The sequence below is a fragment of the Streptomyces silvisoli genome, assembly GCF_029269905.1.
Classification (GTDB): domain Bacteria; phylum Actinomycetota; class Actinomycetes; order Streptomycetales; family Streptomycetaceae; genus Streptantibioticus_A; species Streptantibioticus_A silvisoli_A.
This window is the reverse complement of record NZ_JARJBC010000009.1, coordinates 63,479-87,636: the sequence shown is the minus strand read 5'-3', so window position 1 is coordinate 87,636 and position 24,158 is coordinate 63,479. Positions and strand designations below refer to the sequence as shown.

The following is a 24,158-nucleotide window of genomic DNA, read 5'->3' as shown; positions in this document are numbered from 1 at the left end:
TGCATGCCAACAACCCGGCGAACGAAGCGACCAACGTGGCTCAGTCGAAGACCGACGAACCCCGAGTCCTCAAGCCCGCACTCGACGCGATGACTCTCCTAGTCGCGCCGTCATCGTCCCTGACAAGCCCACGAACCGCGTCGTGCTTCTCCAGCGCGGCCCTAACGCCAAGTTCGCCCAGGGGAAGTGGGGCCTCCCGGTCGGCAAGAGCGAACCCGGTGAGCCGATCACCGAAACCGCTGTCCGTGCGCTTCGAGAAGAGACCGGCCTGATCGTCAATCCGGAGTCTTTGCGCGTCGCCCCTATCATCCATGGCGCCTGGGGAGTCGAAGCGCCCAATGGCTTCCTCACCGTCGTCTTCGTTGCGCACGAATGGTGCGGCGAGCCGGAGAACCGCGAGCCCAGGAAGCACGCCCGGGTCTGCTGGGTCGACGCCGACGCGATCCCAGAGGAGTCGTGCCGACCACCGCCAGTGCCCTCCAGCGCTCTCTCTCAGGCGGGCCTGAGGTATCCCTCGACGGCTGGAATTAGTTCCAGAGATTGCGCCTTCGACCTCTGATGTGAACGACCACGAAATTCCGATCTCAACTTCGACGCCTTCGCGTCGTGCAGCGCGATCGTGATCTCGCGAGATCCCTTGGCCGTAGTAATGGTGTACCCCGGCTGCTGGGAGTTCGCCTTGGCCTCCGCAGCGTTCGCCGCAGTGGGCAGAACAGCCAGAGAAGAAACGGCAATCGCCGCGATGGCTGTCCCCCGCACAACCTTACGCATGTATTGCTTTCCCCTCCTGGCCCGCTATTGCGGGCGCAACAGTTATGCATCGCGCGCCAGAGGTCACCCGGCGCTCGATGACGTGTACTTAGCAAAACATGCCGCTGGCGTATTCGCGGATAAATTATGGACTTCAAATACCGGCCTCCCGGTCGGTATTGTGATTGCGGGGCGCGCGTACCGAGTGCGAACCTTTTCCTGATTCGCCGCGCCCGCGCCGATAAATTCAGTTCGCCCGTGCTGGTGGTGCGCGGACCAGGGCTAGGCTGACGAGCATGGGCTGGACAGCCCGAAGTAGATGGGCGCAGCCCTGATAGGGAAAGTGGTGACTATCGTGGCGGACGACCGCCCACAGTTCTCGTCGTGGTATCCAGCTGTCGGCTTTGTGCTGGGCTTCGGTTCGATGGCCGCTGATCCCAGTTGGAGGAATATCGGGATAGGCGCGGTCATTGCCTTGGTTATTACGACTGCAGGGCGTTTGAAGTACCGGAGGGATGTTCTGCGCTACCACGAGCAGCGGATCCTTGCCCAGCAGGAAGGGCAGGCGTCGAAGCGGGACTGACTGCAGGAAGTCGACTCGGCGCGCAAAATCTGCGACCTCGGGCATTCCTCGCTATGCCCTTGCCCGCCCCGGTAGGCGCAGGGCGCGAGTGGCAATGGGCTGGGCCGCTAGTGCTCGCTGGAGTCCCGAAGCGGTCCACTCGCGCGCCGATGGCCCTCTCGGTCGGGGAAACCGTAGGCCCGGGGGTCTCGGTTCCGGTCTCATTCTCCCCTGTCCGGCCCCGTCCAGAGCCCCTCGCGTGAGCCACTCCGCCCCGGGTCGGAACGCCCCCGCCCGCTCCCTCGCGAGTTCGAATCTCGTCCCCTCTGCCACTACTGAACAGTGGAAACGAAGCCCCCGACCGGATCCCGGTCGGGGGCTTCGTCGTTGGCTGGTTTCAGCATTGGTCTCAGTTGGCCGTGAGCGGCTGCGCAGTGACCCGAAGGCGGGCGAACTGATGCACAGTGCCGCCCTCGTTGAGCGGCAAGCGTCAGGACTTGCGGATCGCGCGAGCGGCCGATGCGGGACGCGACTGAGCCAACCCGGCCGTTGCCTGTAAAGGATCCCTTGACGTGAAGTGATGTGTAAAGGCATCCTTTACATGTGGCCGACTCTCCTCGCACTCTCACCGAGCTGAGCACCCGCCTGGCCGAGCACGCCTCGGCGCTCGCTCGGGCGTTGAGCAGCCCCTTGGCGTCGCCCGCCTACCTTGACCTGGTTCAGTGCGCCCGGGGCGTGGACGACTTGGCTGAGCAGGTGCTCAGGCTGTGCGTGCAGCAGTGCAGGGATGCCGGTCACACCTGGCAGGAGATCGGGGACCTGCTCGGTGTCACCCGCCAGGCCGCGTTCCAGCGGTTCGGCAAGCCCATCGATCCCCGGACCGGAGAACCCATGGACAAAACAGTCCGCATGGCCGACGCCGCGGATCGGGCGTTCACGATCGTCACGGCCGTCCTCGAAGGGCGCATGGACGAAGCCAGGCAGTCCTTCAACGCACAGGTGCTGGAAGCCTTCACCGACGAGGTTCGGGCCGACGGCCTGGCCACGGTCACCGGTCTCGTCGGTGTGTTCGAGGGATTCGGCGAGGGAGAGCCGTTCGTCCGGCGCATCGGTGACCACACGGTGGTGGACATCCCGCTGAGCTATGAGGCCGGCGACATGAAGGCCCGCGTCGCCTTCGACACCGACGAGAAGGTCGCCGGGATCGTCATCCTCACACCTGAGACCCCGTGAAACCTCACCCCGCGCCCGGCCCGGAAGACGGACCTGCAGGTGGCGGGTCCTTGAGTACCAGGAGGTTCGGATGAGCCGCGAACCCGCAGCAGTGGCCTATCAGGACGGCCAGATCGTCTGTGACGACCAAGGGTTGACCATCCGCCGCTACTACCTCTGGGGAGCGAGGCGCATCCGCTACACCTCGATCAGGGGTGTCAAGAGGCTTCCCCTGACGGGTACGAACAGGGTGCGCAAGTGGCGGATCTGGGGTTCAGGGGACTTCGTGCACTGGTGGAACCTCGATCCGCACCGCCCCAAGAAGGACGCGGCGCTTGTGATCGACGTCGGACACCGCGTCCGTCCCACGATCACCCCCGATGACCCGGGCGCCGTCGAGCGCATCCTCACCGCACGCGGCACCGGCAGATGACCGGGTCGGCCAACGAGACCGCGTGGGTCGCGATCGTGCCACTGATCGCGATCCTCCCGGCCATCCTGTGCATGATCGACATTTCGCGACACCCGCGCACACGGCAGTTCCCCCCGCAGGTGTGGCTGGCCATCTGCGCCTTCGGGAACATCATCGGCCTGCTCGCCTACCTCAGATTCGGCTGCAGCGAAGATCGGTGACCGCGGCAAGTTGTATCGACGAACAAGGTGCGGGTGCGTCGACAGCCTGGGCTCTCGGGGCGAACGGAGGCGGAAGTCAAGGCGGCTCCGGGCCAATTGACGAGACCGGACCCGGACGATTTCAACAGCCGGCGTCTGCCGGATGATAGGGAGCGAGGGTGGGCCGACGGACGTGAGGGGTGGCGCAGTGACAGAGAGCGAATCCGTCGAGTCGCACGTTCGGTCGGACCATTGGGGGACGGAGGCCGCCGCCCGTCCTGAGGTCGGGGCGGCGCCGTTTCCGAGTGGCGAGAGTCCGGCCGAGAGCGGGACGCCTCGGCGATCGATGCGTCGGCGGCTGGCCGTGGTCGTCCTCGTCCTCGTGGTGCTGTGCCTCCCGCCCTGGTGGACGTTGTTCGCCTCCGGCGTCGACTGGCCGTTGCCGGTCTTCCTGGCCGGCACGGTTGTCTTCGCGGCCTGGATGGTCTCCTTCCCCTTTCTGATGGTCGCGGGCCACGGGCCACGGCGGGTCGACCGGGCCGCTCGCGTGGCGGACACCACCCTCGGGATGGTCTGGGTGTTGTTCACCTGGTCAGTGTTGGGTGGCTTGGTGCAGCTCGTGCTGATCGGGCTCGATGTCGGCGGCGTCGACCGGGCCAGGATCGTCGCTGTCGCTGTCGCTGTGGTCTCGGCCGGGCTGCTCGCCTGGGGACACTACGAGGCCATGCGCGTGCCCCGAGTGAGGCGGCTGGACGTCCACCTCCCGCGGCTCGGCCGCGGCTTGGACGGCACCCGTGTCGTCGTGCTGGCCGACACCCACTACGGGCCGATCGACCGTGCGGCCTGGTCGGCGCGGGTTGCCGGGGTGGTCAACACGCTCGACGCGGACGTCGTGGTCCACGCCGGCGACATCGCCGACGGAACGCCCGTCCAGCGCCGGGAGCAGTCCGCGCCGCTCGGGACAATCCGGTCACGGCTCGCCAAGGTCTACGTCACGGGGAACCACGAGTACTCCGGGGAGGCCCAGGGCTGGCTGGACCGCATGGCGGAACTGGGCTGGGAACCGCTGCACAACCGCCATGTCGTGGTGGAACGCAGGGGGGACTCCCTCGTGCTCGCGGGCGTGGACGACGTGACCGCGGAGTCCTCCGGCCAGGCCGGGCACCGCGCGAACCTGCCCGACGCGCTGATCGGGGCGGACCCGGACCTGCCGATCTTGCTCGTCGCTCACCAGCCCAAGTACGTCCCGCAGGCCGCTGCCGCCGGCGTCTACCTGCAGATCTCCGGGCACACCCACGGCGGCCAGATCTGGCCGTTCAACTTCCTCGTCCGGATCGACCAGCCGGTGGTGCACGGCCTGAGCCGACATGGGGAGCGGACCCAGCTCTACACCAGCCGGGGCACCGGCTTCTGGGGGCCGCCCTTCAGGATCTTCGCACCGAGCGAGATCATGCTGCTCACGCTGCGGTCGGGCGGGATGTCGGCGATCCGCTGCACGAGCGCGACCGCTTCCGCGCGACTCAACTCCACCGCACGCATCAGGCGTCCACCGTCGGCCCGACCTTAGCGAGCGGCGTGAGCGGCCGGACAAGTCCTAGTTCCGCTGGGCCGGATCCTCCTGAGCCCCGATGCCATGGCGGTGTGCGTACACGATGGCCTGCGGGCGGTCGCGGCTGCCGGTCTTGGTGAAGATCTGATTGATGTGGCTTTTCACCGTGGAGCGGCTCAGGTACAGCCTGGCGGCGATCTCCGCGTTGGACAGGCCCTGCGCGATCAGGCCGAGCACCTGGGCCTCGCGCTCGGTGAGGCCGTCAGGGAGGGCGGCGTCCTTCACGGCGTGGCCAGGGTCGTCGCGGCGGGCCGCGTGGATCAGGCGGGCGGCGGCGAGCGGGTCGAGCATGGCATGGCCGGAGGCGGCGGCTTCGATGGCGCGGTGGATGTCCGCGGCGGAGGCGTTCTTGGTCAGATAGCCGGTGGCACCGGCTTCGAGTGCGGCGAGGATGGAGTCGTCGTCGGTATACGTGGTGAGCACCACGACGGCCGTGTCCGGATGCTCCGTCTTGAGCCGGCGGGTGGCCTCGACGCCGTCGACGCCGGGCATGTGAAGGTCCATCAAGACCACGTCGGCCCTGTGCTCAACGGCGAGATCGACGGCCTGCGCACCGTCCACGGCCAACCCCGCGACCCGCACCCCCTCCATGGCGCCGAGGATGGTGGCCAGACCCTCGCGAACGACCCGATGGTCGTCGGCGATGATCACGGAGATCGGTGTGGGGCTCATCGGTCACTCCCGTTGCTCCGGTCGCCCAGGTCGCCCTGTCGATAGGGGATGCGTGCGGCGACCCGCCATCCGCCGTCGGGCGTGGGGCCTGCCTGGAGCTCGCCGCCCGCCTGTTCCACGCGTTCCCTCATGCCCTTGAGCCCGAACCCGCCGCCGCTCGCGCGCAGCGCCCTGGGCGTGTCCAGGACCGGGTCAGGGCTCGTATTGCTTACTTGGACGGTCACGTCCCGCGGCCCGAAGCCGACACGTACGCTCACGCGCGTGCCGGGGGCGTGCTTGGCGGCGTTGGTCAGTGCTTCCTGGGTGAGCCGGTAGAGCGCGAGCGTGCTGTCGGCATCGAACTCCCGTTGGTTGCCGTCCACTTCGAACTCTGCCTGATGGAGCTCGCAGAGCCGTTCGAGCCGCGCGGCCAGCGGTGCACTCTCGCCGCGCAGTGCGCGGACGGCCTGGCGCGCCTCGTCCAGGCCCGTGCTGACCAGCTCGTGGCCGAGCTCGATCTGTGTGATGAGGTTCTGCCGCGGCGTGTTTTTGCGGGCAACGGTGTCGATCGCGGTGAGCTGGATCGACAGGGCGCCGAGGGTGTGGGCGAGTACGTCGTGCAACTCGCGGCCGAGTCGGATGCGTTCACCGGCGAGTTCCGCCTCGGCCCGAGCGACCTCGGCACGCCGGCGTTCGGTGGCGACCAGCGCGCTGTGCCGGGCACGCTGGTCGATCTCGCGTCGGCTCGCACCGGCCACCAGCCCGGCAAGGGCCACCGCGGCGGTGCCCAGCAGGCGGCCGGGAAACGGCCCGTGGGCGACCGCTGCGAGGCAGTAGGCGACGGGACCGGCCATGGACAGTACGAGGGCGGCGACCGGATCGAACGCGACGGCGGCTGTGCTCGCCGCGACGCCCGTGAAGATCAGCCCATTGATGTCAGTGACGGCGATCACCGCCCCGGCCGCGCACAGCACCGCGACGACGGCGGCCACGTGCGCACCTCGGGTGCCGCCGATCAGGACCAGCCAGGCCACCGCGGCGACAGCCATGGCAACGGGCGCAACGATCCCCGGGGCGGCGGGCAGTGCGGCGACGTTCACCCAGAGCGACACGCCCAGTCCCGCCAGCATGGTCGCGGCGCGCGCCCGCGGATCGGGGATCATGCCACTCAGCCCGATCCCGGGATGCTCCGCAGCCGGGCGGAACCTGCTGGTGATACTCATCAATCCGGATTATCCCAGGATGCTGTGCCTGACGAGCGCGCCCGCAGCGCGCGAACAGCGCGGACGATCAGGCTGAGCAACGGTATGAAGATCACCGTGCACCGCCCATCGCGGGCGCGGCGCCCACGACCGGGCCGGCCTGGGCCAGGCGCGCCCGGCCTCGCGCCCACAGCCCCAGGCTGCGGAACACACTCATGGCCACTGACAGGAAGATGAAGCCGTTCGTCAGACCGGCGTCGCTGAGGTGGTTGGTGGTCAGGAACACGCCGAGCCCTACTGGAAAGATGTGCTGGGCGCCGTAGGCGAAGCCGAGCCGAGCGGCGGTCACGGCGATCCAGACCACCGCGTAACCGGCCCCCGAGCGGCTGACCGCGGCGGGCCTGCCTGAGGTGGGCGAGGTGCGCGGCCAACGGCGTCGCCAATCCGGTTGGTAGTCGACGGACACGAGTAGCGGGCAGACCGAGAACAGCCCGAGCGCCGCCCCGGTCAGCGCGCCGACGCCCTGCAGCAGCAGGTCGTTCCCGCCGGTGGGCAGCGAGGTGAAGAAGAACGGCACGATGAGGGTGACGCCGACGATCGGCCGTGCCACCCGGAACCAACCGATCTTGCGGCGGCCGAGATCGGACTCGAGCACCACGGTCAGGATCGCCAGCTGCAGGATCACGATGTTCGCTGTCATGGCGTCAACACTCGCTACAACGCCCGGCCCTGCCATCGGCCCCCGGGCCGGTTACCGGGTGGGGACGCGGGCCCGGGGGGTGGAGGCCGTGGTCCACCCCCTCGGACCACGGCCGCCGACGGCCACTTCCCACCTGGTTGCAGACGAGGTCGAATCCGGGGATCACTGAGCTGTTCGACGCGCCGCCGGCAGGGTTGCCCCGTTCCGCGAACGAGCGAGTCCGGGGTTTCCGTGACCGCTGGTACGTACGGCAGTTGTCTCAGGCTTCGATGTTCTCCAGGTCGTCGAGCAGGCTCGGGTGCGTCGGCTTCCAGCCGAGAGCGGCACGGGTGTGCGCGCTGGAAGCGGGCTGGTCGGTCGCGAAGATCGGGCCGAGGGGACCGAATGTTTCCTGCGGCACCGACTCGACGGGTAGGCCGAGCCGCCGTCCGATGACTGCGGCGATGTCGCGTACCGCGTCGCCTTCGTCGGCGACGGCGTGCCACGAGCTTCCGGCCGGAGCCTTCTCCAGGGCGAGCCGGAACAAGGCGGCGGCGTCGAGCGCGTGAACGGCTGGCCAGCGTTGTGTGCCGTCTCCGGGGTAGCCGGCGATGCCGGTGCGGCGGGCGATGTCGGTGAGCAGCCCGGCGAACCCGCCCTGGCCTTGGTTGTGGACTGTGCGCGGCATCCGTACGGCCGAGGTGCGCACGCGGCGCGTGGCGAGTTCGAGTGTGCGGGCCACGGACCGGCTGCGTCCGCCGACGGGTCCGCTGGTCGGGAGCGGGTCGTCCTCGGTCGATGCGCGTCCCGCAACGGGGGGCGTGCCCGACACGGTGACGAGCGGCCGGTCCGTGCCGACGAGGGTGTCGCCGAGCGTCGCGAGCGCGGCGCCTTCTTCGGCGATGCCTTGTGCGAGTGCGTCGGGCGAGCTGAAGTCGTTGCTGAAGGCGAGGTGGATGACTCCGTCTGCCTGCTCCGCGCCGGTGCGCAGCACCGCGAGGTCGCTGAGTCCTCCACGGAGTACGTCCGCGCCGGCGGCTTGGGCACGTGCCGCAGCGGCGTCGGAACGGGCGAGGGCGGTGACCGAATGGCCTGCGGTGAGCAGTTCGGCGACGACGGCCGAGCCGATCAGGCCCGTTCCGCCGGTGATGAAGACGCGCATGGCGAGCTCCAAGACGTGATGCGACTGATGTCTCATCACCGTACACCGTGATGCGACACGTGTCGCATCGTCTAGGCTGATCCCATGCCGAGATGGAAGCCGGATTCGCGCCAGCGCCTGGTCGTGGCGGCGCTCGGCCTGTTCGCCGAGCAGGGCTACGACGACACGACGGTTGCCCAGATCTCCGAACGTGCGGGGCTCACCCGGAGCACGTTCTTCCGCCACTTCGCGGACAAGCGGGAGATCCTCACGGCGGGGCAGAAGGCCCTGAGCCGCCTGCTGGCCGAGGGCATCGACACCGCTCCGGCGGACGCGACGCCGATGATGGCCGTCGCGGCCGGCCTGGAGCGCGCGTCGGGCGAGATGACATCGTTCAACCGCGAACTCGGCCCGCTGCTGCGCGCGGCGATCGAGGCGAACGAGGAGCTGCGGAATCGCGAAGCCCTGAAGAGCATCGGCATGGCCGCGGCGATGGTCGATGCGCTGAAGCGACGGGATGTCGCAGAACCCGCGGCGCAGGTGGCCGCCGAAATCGGCGTGCTCGCCTTCAAGCGCGGGTACGCCCGCTGGGCCGACCCCGCCCGCGACGAGGACCCCGGCGAGTTGGTGACCCACACGCGGGCCGCGTTCGACGAACTCCGCGCGGCGGCCGCAGAGCTTCACTAGCGGCAGCCGCCGCTCTCCTGGCCCGGCTCGCCTGGCTGCCGGTCTTCGCGGTGGTGTTGACGGTGTGCGTGGCCGCGTTCCGCGGGTACGAGGCGGTTGGCGTGAAACCGGCGGCGCGGCACGCCACTTGAGCCGTCGCTACAGCGGCCAGGAGTTCTCGGGGTCGTCCAGCCAGCCCCGCTGGCCCTCGCGGGTGACCGTCAGGCCGAAGCGCTCGGGGGACGGGCGGCCCTCGCCCGTCCACCAGTGCCAAGCCGCCTCGACCTCGTCCCACAGACGACGCGGCCCCGCCTGGTACACGGTGGACTCGTGGGCGCCGCGCCGGAACAGAACCGCCGCCCAGGAGCGGTCGGTCAGCCCGTACCACCACACGCTGTGGTCGCCGTCGCGCTCGTCGGCCGCCCAGGCGCAGTCCGGGACCCTCAGCCCGGCGGCGAAGGCGAACGGGCCGAAGCGGTCTGCGAAGCCGTCCGCGGCGGTGAGGGTGGTTGTGGTGGCCGTGGCGTCGCCGGGGAAGCCGTCCGGCAGGTAGGCCGAGTGCGGTGGTCGCACCAGGCGTTGGGCACGGGCCTTCATGAACTCGACCGGCCGCGTGAAGTGTCCGCACGCGCTCGCGTCCGGTGCGACGGTGAGGCGCACCAGGGTGTCGCGGTTGGCGTAGTGGGTGCCCCAGGGGGCGACGATCAGGCCGCCCGGCGCGGTCTGCTCGATCCAGGCGTAAGGGATGCTCCGCATGCCGCAGGTGGCGACGGTCCGGTCGTACGGGGCGCCGCCCGAGTGGCCCAACAGGCCGTCGCCGGTGCGGACTCGGGGATGTGATCCGGTGGCGTGCAGGGCGGCTCTGGCCCGGTCGGCGACGGTGGCGTCCACCTCGATGGTGGTGACGCCGGTGCCGCCGAGCCGGTGCGTCATCAGGGCCGCGGTCCAGCCGGTGCCGGTGCCGATCTCCAGTACCGACATGCCGTCGTCCAGGTCGAGGGCGGCCAGCATGGCGAACACCACACTCGGCGCGGAGGACGAGGAGGTGGCGACCCGCCCCGGCGCCGGACCTTCGTGGGCGCCGTCGTCCCACTGGGTGGTGATCGGCACATCGCTGTCGGCGTACGCGTACCAACCGTCCGGGTCCGTGCGCCGGTCGACCGTGTCGCTGCGCGAGGTGGCCATGTCGTACGGCCACATCAGCTCGGGCAGGAACGCGGCCCGGTCCACCGCCTCGAACGCGGGTCGCCAATCGCTGTGCATGACGGCCGACTTGAGGAGGGAGCGGCCCAACTCGGTGCGAGCGGGCCGCTCCTGCTTCCCGGTGCTCAACGTCACTTGCGGTGCTTCCCGTCGCCCTCGGGGCTGCCGCCGTCCGGGCTCGGCGGCTCCTGCGGCGGCTGCCAGGGCTGGCCGGGGGTGCTGTCGTCGCCTCCGTCGGCGTGCGGCGGTAACGGGGTGAACTCCATGGGGTCCCTCCTCGGTCGTGCCTCGGCGCGACCCGGCGGGCGCCGGGCCTTCGGGGTCATGGCAGCCGTGTGATCTCCGCCCAGGCCACGCCCGTGGTGGCCGTGTGGTCATGTCCGTAGCGGTCGGCGCTGCCGAGCGCGCTGACGATGGCCCTGAGCAGTTCCGCCGGGATCTCGGCAGGGACGTCGACCTCGATGCGGATGGCATCCGGGGTCTCGGTGGTTCGCGCCTCGTTGCCGGTCGCGACCGTCAGTCGTTCGGCGACTTCACGGGCGCGGGATTCGGGTGAACGCACGGAATGTCCCAGGTGAGCGGGTGATCACGTATCGTGAGGCTACTTAAGTAGATTGGACCTCTTGCAGTAGCTTTGTCAACGGCAGAGAGCACCAACCGGCAGCCGGGAGACCGCGGATGGCACGCGAGGCCCCATATCTCGAAGTCGCCGAGGACCTGCGCGCCCGCATCAAGCGAGGTGAATGGGCGGAGGGCGGGCGGCTGCCGTCCCGGGCCCAGCTCGCCGAGGAGTACGGCGTCGGCCGGAATGTGACGCAGCGTGCGGTTGACCGGCTCATCGTCGAGGGGCTGCTGGAGGGGCGCGCGGGTTCCGGTACGTATGTGCGGCAGCCGCGGGAGCGCAGGCGAATGCTCCGTACCCGGCACCGTGAGCAGCGTGGCGGCAGCCCGTTCCGCACCGGTTTGCGGGAGCAGGGCGGGGACGCCGGGTGGGAGTCGCACAGCGAGGCGCGCACTCCCGCGCCCGCGCGGATCGCGCAGCGGCTCGGCATCGCCGAGGGGGATCCGTGCGTGCGCACCACGTACGAGTTCCTGGCGGACCGCCAGCCGGTGCAGCTCTCGGAGAGCTGGGAGCCGATGGCGATCACCGGTGACACGCCCATCGTGCTACCGGAGTTGGGGCCGCTGGCGGGCAAGGGCGTGGTGGAGCGGATGCGGAGCATCGGCATCGAGGTGGAGACCGCGCTGGAGGTGCCCCGGCCGGGGCGGGCGACGGTGGCGGAGGCCGCGCTGCTGGGGGTCGCCCCCGGTGATCTGCTGCTGCACATCGAGCGGACCTACTACGCGACGGACGGGCGCGCCGTCGAGACGGCGGACATCACCGTGCCGGATGTGCGGTGGGAGATCGCCTACGAGATCGACATCCGTCACGGTTAGCCCGCTCCGCCGGGGCGGCCCGGCTCCCCCGGTGAGAACCGGGCGGGCACCCGGTGCCGTTCGGGTATCGTTGCCGACCCCAGTAGGCACGCGACCGAGGAGGTGGGACCCATTACCGCTGTAGCAGGCCGGGTGCCCTCGTTCCACGGCTGTACGGTTCACCTGGTGTAGGTGGGACCGGAGGGCGCCCTTCGTCGTTCGAAAGGCTCCCATGTCGCGTTGCGCGTCATCTCTTGACAAACCCGTCATCGTCAGCAGGCTTCGGGCCGCCGGTTGTGTCTTCGCCGAGGACGAGGCGAGGTTGCTCATCTCCACGGCAGGGACTCCGGCCGAACTCGCCGCCATGGTGGAGCGGCGGGTTGCCGGCCTGCCGCTCGAACACGTCCTGGGTTGGGCGGAGTTCTGCGGGCTGCGCATAGGCGTGGACCCCGGGGTGTTCGTACCTCGCCGCCGCACCGAGTTCCTCGCGCGTGAGGCGGTGAGGGTGGCCGCCGGGCGGACCGTGGTCGACCTTTGCTGCGGTTCCGGCGCGGTGGGCGCGGCGGTGGCCGCCGCCGTGGCCGGGGTCGAGCTGCACGCCGCCGACATCGATCCGGCGGCGGTGCGGTGTGCGCGGCGCAATGTCGCCAGCGCGGGCGGGCGGGTGTACGAGGGCGACCTGTACGAGCCGCTGCCCGCCGCGCTGCGGGGGCACGTTGACGTACTGGTGGCCAACGTGCCCTATGTGCCGACCGGCGCGCTCGGCCTGTTGCCGCCCGAGGCCCGTGAGCACGAGCCACGGGTGGCACTCGACGGGGGCGCGGACGGTCTGGCGGTCCAGCGCCGGGTGGCCGCCGCCGCACCGGGGTGGCTGGCGCCGGGCGGCCACCTGCTGATCGAGACCAGCGAACGCCAGGCTCCGCGCACCGCCGAGGCGTTCACCGCGGCGGGGCTCACGGTCCGGGTGACGAGCTGCGAGGACCTGGGCGCAACGGTTGTGATCGGCACGAGTCCGGCGAAGTCCTGACCTGCGGACCGTGGGCGCCGGGGCGCGCCCAGCGGGGCCCGGGGGCGCGCGTCCCCGGAAACGGGGCGCCGGGGGCGTGCCCCCGGAAAGACGTCGCGCGACAGCAGGTTTGGGGGCCTCACCCCTGGAAAATCGTTGTTGCGGCGTGCTGTAACAACGAAATCACGTGACTCTCACATGCCTCACATCTCGGTCTCAGCGCGTCGGGTGATCGTTTGGTTACGCACGAAGAACAGGGACGTGAGGTGTCGGTCATGCGCGGTTCCAGGCGAGCACGCCATAGCAAGCCCAGCCGTATCAGGCCCTTGCCATGGGCCGTTGCGACGGTCGTGGCCTGTACGTTCGCGACTGGCGGTGGCATCGCCACCGCCAGTCAGCTTGCTGACCCGAAGATCACGGCGGCCGATGCGGCCGACGCCACCCCGCTGTCCGCCGTCGGCGCGGACCCCGGTGTCTCCCACACCGTGCCGGTCTCCCAGATAGATCCGCGGATCGGGGCGGTCTTCAGCGGCGGCCTGAACGGGTCGCACTACTGCACCGCCAGCGTGGTGAACAGCCCTGGGGGGAACGTGATCGTGACCGCGGCGCACTGTCTGGGGTCGATGTCGGACGTGTTCGTCCCGGGCTACCACGACGGGAAGGCCCCGTACGGCGTCTGGCGGTTGCGGCGCATCGTGGTCGACTCGCAGTGGTCGACCGGTTCCGACCAGGACCACGATGTGGCGTTCGCGGTGGTGGAGCCGTTGAACGGCCGCAACATCCAGTCGGTGGTGGGTGGTTACCCGCTGGGGATCGGACAGGGTGCGGACTCCCCGGTCACGATCACCGGTTACCCGGAGACCACGCAGACGCCTATCACCTGCACCAACCGCGTCTCCGCCTACAGCAGCACCCAACTGCGGATCTACTGCACCGGTTTCACCGGTGGCACCAGCGGCAGCCCCTGGGTCAACGCCTCCGGTCAGGTGATCGGTGTCATCGGCGGCTACCAGCGGGGCGGCAACACCGCCGACGTCTCCTACAGCGTGGCCTTCGGCCAGAGCGTCAAGTCCCTGTACGACCAGGCCGTCTCGGCCTGACGCCCGGCTTGGTGGCGCCCCCCCCGAGCCGGGCGCGCGGGCCGGTCCTCAGGCCGAGGGACCGGCCGTTGCCGAGGGGTTGCCGTGCTGGGGGAGCAGGGGGCGGCAGGGCGGACGCCCTGCACGACACCACGGCGCTCGACCCGACCCGGCCGGTCTCACTCACCGGTCCCGGCGGTGCGGACGCGCCGCCCGGTCCCGCGCTGGTGCTCGGCGACGAGGCCCGGCTGCGGCAGGTGGTCGCCAACCTCGTCAGCAACGCCGTCGCGCACACCCCGCCGGGGACACCGGTACGTATCGGGGTGGGCACGGCCGGTGGGTACGGTGTACTCGAAGTGGCCGACCACGGACCGGGGTTGACGCCTGAGCAGGCATCGCGGGTCTTCGGGCGGTTCTACCGCGTCGACGCCTCCCGCAGCCGCCAGGAGGGCGGCGGCGCGGGGCTGGGCCTCGCCATAGTCTCGGCCCTGGTCTGCGCCCACCACGGCACCGCCCACCTGGAGACGGCCCCGGGCGGGGGCGCCCTGTTCAGGGTGAGCATTCCCTCCAGGGCGGATTCTTCGGGAACCCGGTGAACGGGGGCCGGGGACAAGCCTCCAGAGACGACCGCCGCGACGGCGAGCAACTCACACGGCGCGGTTCCGGTGGCGCGGAACCACCGCACCACCGGAACCGTGCCGAAGGCGTCAGCCGCAGCGCAGCAGGCCGGATTCCATCTTCGCGGTGAGGACGCGCCGCACGCTGTCGTCCACGTTGGCGCGGAGTGCCGCGTCGCTGCCGAGGCGGCTCAGGATGGCGTTGGCCATGGGCCCGACCGTGGACGAGTCCACCGTCAGGATCATGTTGCCGCCCGCCGCGAGGAACCGCAGCGCCCGGTCGCCGACCGGGACCGCCCGCACGGCGGCGGCGTGCCCCAGGTCATCGGATATGACCACGCCGTTGAAGCCCAGGTCGCCGCGGAGCATGTCCCTTATCACCACGGAGGAGAACGCCGCCTGGTTGTGGGGATCGATGAGCGTGTAGATGGCCGACGAGATCATCGTGAACCGCGCCCCGGCCCTGATCCCGTTGCGGAACGTCTCCAGGTTCGGGCTGTTGCGCGCGGTGAGGCCGTCGGTGACGTTCGCCGTGAAGTCGGTGTTGCCGCGCACCTGCCCGAGCCCGGGGAAGTGCTTGATGGTGGCGTCCACCCCGGCCTGCGACAGCCCGCGGATGAACGCGCCGCTCTGCCGGGAGACGGTCGTCGGGTTGTCGCCGTACTCCCGGGACAGCGCGCCGATGGGCGCGTTCTGCGTGCCGATGCTCGCCGGGACCACGTCGACGCTCGGCGCGAGGTCCAGGTTGACCCCGGCGGCGCGCAACTGCCGTCCCCAGACGGCCGCCTGGCTCTGGAGCTGGGACGGCGGCCACTGCCCCTGCACCACCGCGCTCGGCATGGTGGAGAAGCCCGGTCCGGTCAGGATCTGGACCTTGCCGCCCTCCTGGTCGGCGGCGGTGAACAGTTGCACGTTCGTGCCGCCGATCGCCGGTGCCATGGACTGGAGTTGGCCGGTGATGCTCTGGATCTTCTGGGCTCCGCCGTTGCTGTGTCCCATGAGGATGACCGAGCCGACGTCATGCGCGCGCAGCGCGGCGGACTCGGCCGAGGTGATCCCGGAGGTGCTGACCGCGCTCATGAGGAGCTGTCCGACGCGCTGGGCGGCGGACATCTGCGACATGACACGGTCGACGCATCCGGCGGTCTGCGCGGTCTGTTCGGTCGACGCGGCGGTGAGCGGTGGACTGCTGGCGTGCGGCAACTGGGTCACCCCCGGTGTGTTGGCCGGACTTGACCCCAGTGCGCCCGAGGTCGTCGGCGACCCCGGGGTGCTCGGTGCCCGGGGGACGGTGTGGGTGGCCCGGCCGCCGCAGGCGGTGAGCGGCAGGACCACCCCGAGCAGCAGGACGGCGGCGGCCCGCGGCCGGCGCGGGCGACTGGGCGAGGGAGTACACGGCACTGGCACGAGGGAGCCCCCTTGCCTTGTCGAAGGTCGGGTCTCGGCGTTCCACCGCCGCACGGCACGGCCGAAGCCTCCTCGGACCGCGTTCGTCCGCCCGCGGGGACGCGTTCATCAGCAGGTCCGTCCAGCGGAACACAGAATTTCGGGATTCGCATGCGGAGCCCGGCATCACTGGCCTGGGGCGCCCAGCGCCAAACATGATCGAGGGGGCGTAACGAGGGAGGCAGGCGTTGTCTGTGCGCCCTCGTGCGCGTAGGCGTGCGTCCGTACGCCATTGAACGGTGATCTCACCATCCGCTTTTCTCTGAACGCGGACGGTGTTCACGACGGGCTGCCCGCCCGGTGTGGGGCCTTCCCGGGTCCGTCATCCAACGGAAGGGCTACAGATGTCGATCGCAGCCGAACCGGGGCACACGGAAGACCAGACGCGGCTCAGCCTGAGTACCGCGGCGGCGCGGAACCTGGCGACCACCACCAAGTCCAAGCCGCAGATGCAGGGCATCAGTTCGCGCTGGCTGATCCGGATGCTGCCCTGGGTGCAGGTGCACGGCGGCACCTACCGGGTCAACCGCCGCCTGACCTACGCCATCGGCCGCGGCCGGGTGAGCTTCGTCAAGACCGGAGCCGAGGTGCGGGTCGTACCGCCCTCGCTACGCGAGGTTCCGATGCTGCGCGGCTTCGAGGACACCGAGTTGCTGGAGGAACTGGCGTCCCGCTTCACCCAACGGGACTTCCAGCAGGGCGAGGTGATCGTCGAGGCGGGCCAGCCGATCGACGAGGTCTTCCTGATCGCCCACGGCAAGATCAACAAGATCGGCCGCGGCAAGTACGGCGAGAGCAGCGTCCTGGGCGTGCTGGCGGACGGCGACCACCTCGGTGACGAGGCGCTGCTGCAGGCCGACGCCAACTGGGCGTGTACCGCCAAGGCCGCCACCGCGAGCACCCTGATGGTTCTGCCCTGGCCCGCCTTCCAGAGGCTGGCGGACCGCTCCGAAGAGCTGCGGGCCGCGATCCTCCGGTTCATCGCCGACGCCCAGCAGCCGACGAACAAGCGCGGCGAGGCCGAGATCGAGCTGGCCGCGGGCCATGAGGGCGAGCACGAACTGCCTGGTACGTACGTGGACTACGAACTCGCCCCGCGCGAGTACGAACTCAGCGTGGCCCAGACCGTGTTGCGGGTGCACAGCAGGGTCGCCGACCTCTACAACGAGCCGATGGACCAGATCGAGCAGCAACTGAGGCTCACCGTCGAGGCGTTGCGTGAACGCCAGGAGTACGAGCTGGTCAACAACCGCGAGTTCGGCCTGCTGCACAACGCCGACAACGACCAGCGGATCCAGACCCATTCGGGGCCGCCAACCCCGGACGACCTGGACGACCTGCTGAGCATGCGGCGCAGCACCAGGTTGCTGCTGGCCCACCCCAGGGCGATCGCCGCGTTCGGCCGGGAGTGCAGCAACCGCGGCATCTACCCGGACAGCGTCGACGTCAACGGCCACCAGGTGCCCTCCTGGCGGGGTGTGCCGATCTTCCCGTGCGGCAAGATCCCGATCGCCGACGGGCACACCACCTCCATCCTGGCGATGCGCACCGGCGAGGACGACCAGGGCGTGATCGGCCTGCATCAGACGGGCATCCCCGACGAGTACGAGCCCAGCCTGAACGTGCGGTTCATGGGCATCAACGACAAGGCCGTCATCTCCTACCTGGTCAGCGCCTACTACTCGGCCGCCGTACTGGTTCCGGACGCCCTCGGTGTGCTGGAGAACGTCGAGGTCGCCCGCTCCCGGGTGTGATGTCCGGTGGGGGCCGCCACTGACGTGCCGTCAGGAACTGGCCGTGAAGAACTCAAGGAGGAACGGTGTCCCTGCTCTCCCGAGTGTCCGCACCACCGGCCGTACACGACCTGGCGCATCTGGTGGCCGCCGTGCTGGCCAACCCGGAAGGTGCCGCTCCACGGGAGCTGCGCCAGGCGCGGCGGCCCGTACCGGCACCGCAGCCGCTCCGGTTCACCGCGGGTCCCGCCGGCCTGGGCACGTCGGCCGCGCGGATCCTGACGCTGTACACGGCCGGTTCCGCGGCGCACGACGGCGGACCGAGGGTCCGCCATCTGTCCAGCGCGCCAACGGGGCCGGGCACCTCAGCCATGAGGAGCGGCCGGGCCTCGACAGTCCCGGAGCTGTACTGTCCGCCCCCGCTGCGCGACGACCCGGCGCTCGGGGACGAGGTCAACGACCGGCTGCTGGAGTGGGCGCGGGAGACCGGCATCTACGCCGGGCGGCTGGAGGGTCTAGGGGCCGCCGACTTCGGACGGCTGATCATGCTCACCCACCCCGACTCCGACGACCCCGACCGGCTCCTCGCCGCGGCCAAGTGCGCGCTGGCCGAGTGGGCCGTCGACGACCACTACTGCGACGACGAGTCCGCCGGTGCCGCGCCGCAACTGCTGGGCGCCCGCCTGGTGGTGGGCTACGCGGCGGTGGACCCCGCCCATCCACCGGTGCGCTACACCCCCGACGTCGAGCGGGCGATGCGGTGCGACCCGGTCCTGGTGGCGCTGCGCTCCGCACTGGAACACCTTGCCCGGTACGCCAGTTGGTCCCAGACAGCCCGGCTGCGGCACGAGATCTGCGCGCTGTTCGTGGCCTTCGACGGGGAGGCGTCCTGGCGCACCGCGGGGCGTACCCCACCGGTCTGGGAGTACCTGGTGGCCCGGCAGTTCAACAGCTTCCTGCCGTGCATCACCATCACCGACGCGGTCGGCGGCTACGAACTACCGCACGCCGAGTACGCCGAGCCCAGGGTGCGGCGCGCGGTCTCCATGGCCGCCACCGCCAGCACGCTGGTCAACGACCTGTACTCGATGGCCAAGGAGGACGACGACTGCGCGGCGAACTTCAACCTGCCGAAGCTGATCGCCGTGCAGGAGAAGTGCTCCGAGCGGGAGGCGGTCGAGCGCAGCGTCGAGATCCATGACGAACTCGTCCGCTCCTTCGAGGCGGAGGCCGCCGCCCTCAGCCTCACCGGTTCCCCAGCGCTGCGCCGCTATCTGGCCGGAGTGTGGGCCTGGCTCGGCGGCAACCGTGAATGGCACAGCGGCACCGCGCGCTACAACGGCGGGGACACCGCCTGAGCGCGGCGCCTTCCGCGACATCAACTCCCCACTTGTTCGAAGGAGTTCACCGATGACCACGACCGTGCCCGCCACCCCCGTCCTGCGCACCGCCTTCCAGAAGTCCGTGGCGGCGTACTGGAACGACAACCAGCAGGACCCGGTGAACCTGCGGCTCGGTGATGTCGACGGCCTCTACCACCACCACTACGGCCTGGGCGACTACGACCCGTCGGTCCTCGAAGGGCCGCAGGAGACCCGGGACCAGCGCATCATCGAGGAACTGCACCGGCTGGAGACCGCACAGGCCGATGTCCTCCTCGACCACCTGGGCGCCATCGCACCCACCGACCGGCTGATGGACGCCGGTTCCGGCCGTGGCGGCACCAGCATCATGGCCAACCAGCGCTTCGGCTGCCAGGTGGACGGGGTGACCATCTCCGAGTACCAGGTGGGCTTCGCCAACGAGCAGGCGAAGCGGCGCCAAGTGGCCGACCAGGTCCGGTTCCACTTCCGCAACATGCTGGACACCGGGTTCGACACCGGTTCCCGCCGGGCGATCTGGACCAACGAGACCACCATGTACGTGGACCTGTTCGAGCTGTACGCGGAGTTCTCCCGGCTGCTGGAGCACGGCGGCCGCTATGTGTGCATCACCGGCTGCTACAACGATGTCACCGGTGGCCGCTCCAAGGCGGTCAGCCGCATCGACGAGCACTACACCTGCAACATCCACCCCAGGAGCGAGTACTTCAAGGCGCTCACCGCCAACAACCTGGTGCCGATCAACGTCGTCGACCTGACCGCGCAGACCATCCCCTACTGGGAGCTGCGCGCCAAGTGCTCGGTCGCCACCGGGATCGAGGACCCGTTCCTGACCGCGTACCGCGAGGGCAGCTTCCACTATCTGCTGATCGCCGCCGACCGGATCTGACGGCGGCCTGAACAGGGGCCCGGTTGACGTCAGTCGGGCCCCTGTACAGGGTCGTCGCCGACGGGCGCCAGGCGGATCACGACCAGGGCCGCCGCGTCGTCACCGAGGTGGCCGTTGACGTAGCGCTCCAGGTCGGAGCGCAACTCGTGGGCCACGACGGCTGGTTCGGCCGGGGTGTAGTGGGCGAGCCGGGCGAGCAGCGGGTAGAAGGTGCCGGTGGCGTCGCGGGCTTCGAGCACTCCGTCGGTGCACAGCACCAGCAGGTCCCCCTCGCGCAGGTCGATGCGGCGCACGGCGCGTTCCTGGCCCACCAGGTCGGCCAGGCCCAGCGGGACGCCGGGGGCGGCGCACTCCAACTCGTGCACCTCGTCGTCGGCGACCACCAGCGGGGCCACATGGCCGCAGTCGATCAGCCGTACCGCGCCGTCGGCGGCGAACTCGGCGAGCAGCGCGGTGACGAAGCGCTCCTCCTGCCCGGAGCGAACCGCGCGGCGGTTGTGCCGGGTCACCGCCTGTTCCAGCCGGTCCGCCACCATGGCGACGGTCGGCAGGTAGTACCCGGACTCCCGGAACGCGCTGAGCACCGCGGCCCCGGCCTGTATCGCGTCCAGCCCCTTGCCCTGTACGTCGCCGATCAGCAGCCGGGTGCCGTACGGGGACTCCACGGCGTCGTAGATGTCACCGCCGACCAGGGCCTCGGCCTTCGCGGGGGCGTAGAAGCCGTGGATCTCCACGTCCGGGGCGCGCATGGGCAGCGGCTGGAGCAGGGTGCGCTGTAGGACGCGCAGGGTGACCCGGGCCTCCACCAGGGCGCGTTCGCGGCGCAGTCGGTAGCGGCACACGGCGACGCAGATCACCCCGATCACACCGGCGGCGGCGATGGTCAGCCAGTCGCCGAGGGTGTCCCCGTACTTCGGCGAAACACCGTAGAGCAGCGTCAGGATGAGCATGATCAGCGCGCTGAACGCGGCGGTACGGCGCACCGAGCAGACGCTGGCGGCCAGGCCGGGGACCACCAGCAGCATCACACTGATCCAGTCCCGCCGGTTGGTGGCCAGATCGAGCCCCACCACCACCGCGGCGAACGCCAGCAGCGCGACGGTCGAGAGGGTCTCGTACGGATTCGAGGCCGGCTCGATGGAACGCCTCCGGCGCGGCGGACGGGGTGCCCTGCCCACGCGTGCAGTGTAGGCCGGGCAAGCCCCGGGCCCCCGGGCAGGCGCGTGTTGACCGGCGCGCGCTCGGGACGACTGCCAGCATGGAGGAATGACCGCCACCCTCCACCTGGCCCAACGGCCAGAGGCCGACGAACTGCTCAGTCGCAGCCCGCTCGCCCTCCTGATCGGCATGCTGCTCGACCAGCAGGTCCCCATGGAGTGGGCGTTCTCCGGCCCGTACACCATCGCGCGGCGGATGGGCACGGACGACCTGGACGCACGGGAGATCGCCGCCCAGGACCCGGAGGCGTTCGCCGCGCTGCTGTCCGAGAAGCCCGCCGTGCACCGCTATCCGGGGGCCATGGCCAAACGGATCCAGCAGCTCTGCCAGTACCTCGTGGAGCACTACGACGGCGACCCCACCAGGATCTGGCGCGACGCCGACAGCGGTCGGGAACTGCTCAGGCGGCTGGGCGAACTGCCGGGCTTCGGCAAGCAGAAGGCACAGATCTTCCTGGCCGTGCTGGGAAAGCAGCTCGGCGCGCGCCCCGAAGGCTGGCGGGAGGCGGCCGGGGCCTACGGCGAGGAGGGCTCGTATCGCTCGGTGGCCGACATCACCGGCCCCGAGACGCTGGACAAGGTCCGCGCCTACAAGCAGGAGGCGAAGCGGGCCGCCAAGAAGGCGTGAGGGCTGCCGGAGGGTTCGAGATCCTCCGGTGCGGCTCCGGTTGTCAGTGCGCCCCGATATCGTCGTAGGCGTGTCGCTCGCTTTGTACCGCCGCTACCGTCCCGAGACCTTCGCCGAGGTCATCGGGCAGGAACACGTCACCGACCCGTTGCAGCAGGCGCTGCGGAACAACCGGGTCAACCACGCGTACCTGTTCAGCGGTCCACGCGGTTGCGGCAAGACGACCAGCGCGCGGATCCTCGCCCGCTGCCTGAACTGCGAGCAGGGGCCGACGCCCACCCCGTGCGGCGAGTGCCAGTCCTGCCGCGACCTGGCGCGCGGCGGGCCGGGCTCCATCGACGTGATCGAGATCGACGCCGCCTCGCACGGTGGTGTGGACGACGCGCGTGACCTGCGGGAGAAGGCGTTCTTCGGGCCCGCGTCCAGCCGCTACAAGATCTACATCATCGACGAGGCGCACATGGTCACCTCGGCGGGGTTCAACGCCCTGCTGAAGGTGGTCGAGGAGCCGCCGGAGCACCTGAAGTTCATCTTCGCGACCACCGAGCCGGAGAAGGTCATCGGCACCATCCGGTCGCGCACCCACCACTACCCGTTCCGCCTGGTGCCGCCCGGCACGCTGCGGGACTACCTGGCGGAGGTCTGCGAGCGAGAGTCGATCCCGGTCGAGGACGGGGTGTTCCCGCTGGTCGTGCGGGCCGGCGCGGGCTCGGTGCGGGACTCGATGTCGGTGATGGACCAGCTGCTGGCGGGCGCCGGAGAGGGCGGGGTGACCTATGCGATGGCCACCGCGCTGCTCGGCTACACCGACGGCGCGCTGCTCGACGACATCGTGGACGCCTTCGCGTCGGGCGATGGCGCGGCGGCGTTCGAGGTGGTGGACCGGGTCATCGAGGGCGGCCACGATCCGCGCCGGTTCGTCGCCGACCTGCTGGAGCGGCTGCGTGACCTGGTGATCCTGGCGGCGGTGCCGGACGCGGGCGAGAAGGGCCTGATCGACGCGCCGGTCGACGTGGTGGAGCGGATGGCGGCCCAGGCGTCCGTCTTCGGCGCCGCGGAGCTGAGCCGCGCGGCCGACCTTGTCAACGCCGGGCTGACGGAGATGCGGGGCGCCACCTCGCCCCGGCTGCAACTCGAACTGATCTGCGCCCGGGTGCTGCTGCCCGCCGCGTACGGCGACGAGCGTTCGGTCCAGTCCCGGCTGGACCGTCTTGAACGGCAGGCGCTGGCCGGTGGACTGGCGGCGCCCTCGGCCGGTCACGCACCGGTCGGCGACGCGCACGCGGGAGGCGTCTCCTCCGGCCCCGCCGCGGCCCGGGCGGCGGTCCGGCCTGGTGCGGGCGCCGGCCCGGAGGGCGGTACGGGCCCGGCGGGCGCCGGGCCGCAGCCGCCCGCCGCGCCGCAGCCGCAGAGCGCCGCGCCCAGCCCGGCCCCGGCGGCCCCCGCTCCTGCTCCAGCCCCGGCTCCGGCCCCCGCTCCCGCTGCCGCGGAACCGGCCGCTCCGCCCGGCGCGTGGCCCTCCGCGGCGCGCCCTCGCCAGGACGACGCGCCCGCCGCCCCCGGCTCCTGGCCGACCGGCACCCAGCCCTCGGCCGCATCGGAACCGCGGCCGAGCACCCCCGCCGCGGGCACCCGCCCCGGCGCCTGGCCCACCGCGACGGCACCGGCCGCCCCCGCCGCCCCCGCAACCCCGGCGCCCGCCCCGCAGCCCGCGGCGGCGGCCCCCGGCGGCGCGCCGGTGGGCGATCCGTCCCGGGTGCGCCAGATGTGGCCGGAGATCCTGGAGGCGGTGAAGAACCGGCGCCGCTTCACCTGGATCCTGCTCAGCCAGAACGCCCAGGTCGTCGGCTTCGACGGCAGCACGCTCCAACTCGGCTTCGCCAACCCCGGCGCCCGCGACAGCTTCGTCAACGGCGGCAGCGACGAGGTGCTGCGGCAGGCCGTCAGCGACGCGCTGGGCCTGCAGTGGAAGATCGAGGCGATCGTCGACCCGTCCGGCGGCGCGGGCGGCCCCGCCCAGGGCGGCGGCCCGGCGTCCTCCGGCGGCTTCGGCGGTTCGGGGGGCGGCGCACCGGCCGGCCCGTCCGGCGGCGGCTTCGGCGGCGGCCCGCGCCCCGCGGCGCCCGCCCCGGCACCGGCGCGGCCCGCGGCTCCGGCCGGGCCCGAGCCCGTACCACCGGCGCAGTCCGCCGCGCCCGCGCCCGAGGCGCCGCCGCGGGTCGCGATCGAGGACGACATCCCGGAGGAGGACGACCCCGATCTCGACGACACGGCGCTGACCGGGCACGACCTGATCGTGCGTGAGCTGGGCGCCACGGTGATCGAGGAGATCACCAACGAGTGAGCGGGCGTCGGTTCCGCTTCGGCGCCGGCCGTGAAAGCGTGGTGCCGAGGCGGGTGTGCGCCGCGCCCCGCCGCCACGCCCGTCCTCCGCACGGCGTAGCGCGCTGCGCCGTTC

The 24,158-nt window shown here is 70.8% G+C and carries 24 protein-coding genes and 1 pseudogene; 16 read left to right on the top strand and 9 right to left on the bottom strand.

The window, feature by feature from the left end:
- Window positions 1-89 precede the first annotated feature (89 nt).
- The 6 genes and pseudogenes from P3G67_RS16475 (at window position 90) to P3G67_RS16450 (ending at window position 4,703) form a co-directional block, all read left to right on the top strand.
- Window positions 90-531, top strand: a pseudogene (locus P3G67_RS16475) (NUDIX domain-containing protein).
- Between the two features lie 538 nt (window positions 532-1,069).
- Complete coding sequence (locus P3G67_RS16470) at window positions 1,070-1,333, top strand: hypothetical protein (RefSeq protein WP_276094175.1); 264 nt, start codon at window positions 1,070-1,072, stop codon at window positions 1,331-1,333.
- Window positions 1,334-1,915: 582 nt separating this feature from the next.
- Window positions 1,916-2,545: a DUF3887 domain-containing protein gene (locus tag P3G67_RS16465; protein ID WP_276094174.1), complete on the top strand. Its 630-nt coding sequence runs from the start codon at window positions 1,916-1,918 to the stop codon at window positions 2,543-2,545.
- Window positions 2,546-2,615: 70 nt separating this feature from the next.
- Window positions 2,616-2,957: a hypothetical protein gene (locus P3G67_RS16460; protein ID WP_276094173.1), complete on the top strand. Its 342-nt coding sequence runs from the start codon at window positions 2,616-2,618 to the stop codon at window positions 2,955-2,957.
- Window positions 2,954-3,157, top strand: coding sequence for a PLDc N-terminal domain-containing protein (locus tag P3G67_RS16455; protein WP_276094172.1), 204 nt, complete (start codon window positions 2,954-2,956; stop codon window positions 3,155-3,157). Before P3G67_RS16460 ends, P3G67_RS16455 begins: the two co-directional genes overlap by 4 nt.
- Before the next feature lie 325 nt (window positions 3,158-3,482).
- Window positions 3,483-4,703, top strand: a complete 1,221-nt coding sequence (locus P3G67_RS16450; RefSeq protein WP_276094171.1) for a metallophosphoesterase — start codon at window positions 3,483-3,485, stop codon at window positions 4,701-4,703.
- Between the two features lie 27 nt (window positions 4,704-4,730).
- Here P3G67_RS16450 and P3G67_RS16445 read toward each other — a convergent pair whose 3' ends face one another.
- From P3G67_RS16445 to P3G67_RS16430, 4 genes are all read right to left on the bottom strand, one after another.
- A complete protein-coding gene (locus P3G67_RS16445) occupies window positions 4,731-5,417 on the bottom strand; it encodes a response regulator (protein WP_276094170.1) in 687 nt (228 codons plus the stop codon).
- Entirely contained in the window at window positions 5,414-6,619 is a 1,206-nt protein-coding gene (locus P3G67_RS16440; protein ID WP_276094169.1) for a sensor histidine kinase, read from the bottom strand. Before P3G67_RS16440 ends, P3G67_RS16445 begins: the two co-directional genes overlap by 4 nt.
- Window positions 6,620-6,710: 91 nt before the next feature.
- Window positions 6,711-7,298, bottom strand: a complete 588-nt coding sequence (locus P3G67_RS16435; protein ID WP_276094168.1) for a hypothetical protein — start codon at window positions 7,296-7,298, stop codon at window positions 6,711-6,713.
- A 259-nt stretch (window positions 7,299-7,557) separates the two neighbouring features.
- Entirely contained in the window at window positions 7,558-8,439 is an 882-nt protein-coding gene (locus tag P3G67_RS16430) for an SDR family oxidoreductase (protein ID WP_276094167.1), read from the bottom strand.
- An 84-nt stretch (window positions 8,440-8,523) separates the two neighbouring features.
- On the opposite strand from P3G67_RS16430, the gene P3G67_RS16425 reads away from it, so the two are divergent.
- On the top strand, window positions 8,524-9,105 hold the full coding sequence (locus P3G67_RS16425; RefSeq protein WP_276094166.1) for a TetR/AcrR family transcriptional regulator: 582 nt from the start codon (window positions 8,524-8,526) through the stop codon (window positions 9,103-9,105).
- Window positions 9,106-9,243: 138 nt separating this feature from the next.
- Here P3G67_RS16425 and P3G67_RS16420 read toward each other — a convergent pair whose 3' ends face one another.
- The 3 genes from P3G67_RS16420 to P3G67_RS16410 are packed head-to-tail and all read right to left on the bottom strand — an operon-like array spanning window position 9,244 to window position 10,849.
- Window positions 9,244-10,422 carry a protein-L-isoaspartate(D-aspartate) O-methyltransferase gene (locus P3G67_RS16420; RefSeq protein ID WP_276094165.1) on the bottom strand — a complete coding sequence of 393 codons (1,179 nt, stop codon included), beginning with the start codon at window positions 10,420-10,422 and terminating at the stop codon, window positions 9,244-9,246.
- The gene (locus P3G67_RS16415; RefSeq protein ID WP_276094164.1) at window positions 10,419-10,553 is read right to left on the bottom strand and encodes a hypothetical protein; all 135 of its coding nucleotides are present in this window, start codon (window positions 10,551-10,553) and stop codon (window positions 10,419-10,421) included. The genes P3G67_RS16420 and P3G67_RS16415 overlap by 4 nt, the downstream gene beginning before the upstream one ends.
- A 56-nt stretch (window positions 10,554-10,609) precedes the next feature.
- Entirely contained in the window at window positions 10,610-10,849 is a 240-nt protein-coding gene (locus P3G67_RS16410) for a hypothetical protein (RefSeq protein WP_276094163.1), read from the bottom strand.
- 116 nt (window positions 10,850-10,965) lie between these two features.
- Here P3G67_RS16410 and P3G67_RS16405 point away from each other — a divergent pair, with 116 nt between their 5' ends.
- From P3G67_RS16405 to P3G67_RS16390, 4 genes are all read left to right on the top strand, one after another.
- On the top strand, window positions 10,966-11,724 hold the full coding sequence (locus tag P3G67_RS16405) for a GntR family transcriptional regulator (protein ID WP_276094162.1): 759 nt from the start codon (window positions 10,966-10,968) through the stop codon (window positions 11,722-11,724).
- 211 nt (window positions 11,725-11,935) lie between these two features.
- Window positions 11,936-12,730 carry a putative protein N(5)-glutamine methyltransferase gene (locus P3G67_RS16400; RefSeq protein ID WP_276094161.1) on the top strand — a complete coding sequence of 265 codons (795 nt, stop codon included), beginning with the start codon at window positions 11,936-11,938 and terminating at the stop codon, window positions 12,728-12,730.
- 305 nt (window positions 12,731-13,035) lie between these two features.
- Complete coding sequence (locus P3G67_RS16395) at window positions 13,036-13,809, top strand: trypsin-like serine peptidase (RefSeq protein ID WP_276094160.1); 774 nt, start codon at window positions 13,036-13,038, stop codon at window positions 13,807-13,809.
- A gap of 68 nt (window positions 13,810-13,877) precedes the next feature.
- Window positions 13,878-14,384, top strand: a complete 507-nt coding sequence (locus P3G67_RS16390) for a sensor histidine kinase (protein ID WP_391858271.1) — start codon at window positions 13,878-13,880, stop codon at window positions 14,382-14,384.
- 111 nt (window positions 14,385-14,495) lie between these two features.
- Here P3G67_RS16390 and P3G67_RS16385 read toward each other — a convergent pair whose 3' ends face one another.
- Complete coding sequence (locus P3G67_RS16385; protein ID WP_276094159.1) at window positions 14,496-15,812, bottom strand: glycoside hydrolase family 3 N-terminal domain-containing protein; 1,317 nt, start codon at window positions 15,810-15,812, stop codon at window positions 14,496-14,498.
- 383 nt (window positions 15,813-16,195) lie between these two features.
- Between P3G67_RS16385 and P3G67_RS16380 the strand changes: the two genes are divergently transcribed.
- From P3G67_RS16380 to P3G67_RS16370, 3 genes are all read left to right on the top strand, one after another.
- Entirely contained in the window at window positions 16,196-17,605 is a 1,410-nt protein-coding gene (locus tag P3G67_RS16380) for a family 2B encapsulin nanocompartment shell protein (RefSeq protein ID WP_276094158.1), read from the top strand.
- 65 nt (window positions 17,606-17,670) lie between these two features.
- Window positions 17,671-18,942, top strand: a complete 1,272-nt coding sequence (locus tag P3G67_RS16375) for a family 2 encapsulin nanocompartment cargo protein terpene cyclase (protein WP_276094157.1) — start codon at window positions 17,671-17,673, stop codon at window positions 18,940-18,942.
- 52 nt (window positions 18,943-18,994) lie between these two features.
- Entirely contained in the window at window positions 18,995-19,855 is an 861-nt protein-coding gene (locus P3G67_RS16370) for a geranyl diphosphate 2-C-methyltransferase (RefSeq protein ID WP_276094156.1), read from the top strand.
- 29 nt (window positions 19,856-19,884) lie between these two features.
- Here the strand turns inward: P3G67_RS16370 and P3G67_RS16365 are convergent, their stop codons facing one another.
- The gene (locus tag P3G67_RS16365; RefSeq protein ID WP_276094155.1) at window positions 19,885-21,033 is read right to left on the bottom strand and encodes a PP2C family protein-serine/threonine phosphatase; all 1,149 of its coding nucleotides are present in this window, start codon (window positions 21,031-21,033) and stop codon (window positions 19,885-19,887) included.
- An 88-nt stretch (window positions 21,034-21,121) separates the two neighbouring features.
- Between P3G67_RS16365 and P3G67_RS16360 the strand changes: the two genes are divergently transcribed.
- Together P3G67_RS16360 and P3G67_RS16355 are read left to right on the top strand one after the other, a co-directional pair.
- Window positions 21,122-21,700: an HhH-GPD-type base excision DNA repair protein gene (locus P3G67_RS16360; RefSeq protein ID WP_276094154.1), complete on the top strand. Its 579-nt coding sequence runs from the start codon at window positions 21,122-21,124 to the stop codon at window positions 21,698-21,700.
- 70 nt (window positions 21,701-21,770) lie between these two features.
- Entirely contained in the window at window positions 21,771-24,044 is a 2,274-nt protein-coding gene (locus P3G67_RS16355) for a DNA polymerase III subunit gamma and tau (protein WP_276094153.1), read from the top strand.
- The last annotated feature ends 114 nt before the right edge of the window (window positions 24,045-24,158 follow it).

Bases quoted from the DNA above. Each gene is read 5' to 3' on its own strand.
- P3G67_RS16445 (WP_276094170.1), bottom strand. From the start codon at position 5,417: ATGAGCCCCACACCGATCTCCGTGATCATCGCCGACGACCATCGGGTC.
- P3G67_RS16460 (WP_276094173.1), top strand. From the start codon at position 2,616: ATGAGCCGCGAACCCGCAGCAGTGGCCTATCAGGACGGCCAGATCGTC.
- P3G67_RS16435 (WP_276094168.1), bottom strand. From the start codon at position 7,298: ATGACAGCGAACATCGTGATCCTGCAGCTGGCGATCCTGACCGTGGTG.
- P3G67_RS16370 (WP_276094156.1), top strand. From the start codon at position 18,995: ATGACCACGACCGTGCCCGCCACCCCCGTCCTGCGCACCGCCTTCCAG.
- P3G67_RS16400 (WP_276094161.1), top strand. From the start codon at position 11,936: ATGTCGCGTTGCGCGTCATCTCTTGACAAACCCGTCATCGTCAGCAGG.
- P3G67_RS16455 (WP_276094172.1), top strand. From the start codon at position 2,954: ATGACCGGGTCGGCCAACGAGACCGCGTGGGTCGCGATCGTGCCACTG.
- P3G67_RS16405 (WP_276094162.1), top strand. From the start codon at position 10,966: ATGGCACGCGAGGCCCCATATCTCGAAGTCGCCGAGGACCTGCGCGCC.
- P3G67_RS16415 (WP_276094164.1), bottom strand. From the start codon at position 10,553: ATGGAGTTCACCCCGTTACCGCCGCACGCCGACGGAGGCGACGACAGC.
- P3G67_RS16380 (WP_276094158.1), top strand. From the start codon at position 16,196: ATGTCGATCGCAGCCGAACCGGGGCACACGGAAGACCAGACGCGGCTC.
- P3G67_RS16360 (WP_276094154.1), top strand. From the start codon at position 21,122: ATGACCGCCACCCTCCACCTGGCCCAACGGCCAGAGGCCGACGAACTG.
- P3G67_RS16440 (WP_276094169.1), bottom strand. From the start codon at position 6,619: ATGAGTATCACCAGCAGGTTCCGCCCGGCTGCGGAGCATCCCGGGATC.
- P3G67_RS16470 (WP_276094175.1), top strand. From the start codon at position 1,070: ATGGGCGCAGCCCTGATAGGGAAAGTGGTGACTATCGTGGCGGACGAC.
- P3G67_RS16450 (WP_276094171.1), top strand. From the start codon at position 3,483: ATGCGTCGGCGGCTGGCCGTGGTCGTCCTCGTCCTCGTGGTGCTGTGC.
- P3G67_RS16425 (WP_276094166.1), top strand. From the start codon at position 8,524: ATGCCGAGATGGAAGCCGGATTCGCGCCAGCGCCTGGTCGTGGCGGCG.
- P3G67_RS16430 (WP_276094167.1), bottom strand. From the start codon at position 8,439: ATGCGCGTCTTCATCACCGGCGGAACGGGCCTGATCGGCTCGGCCGTC.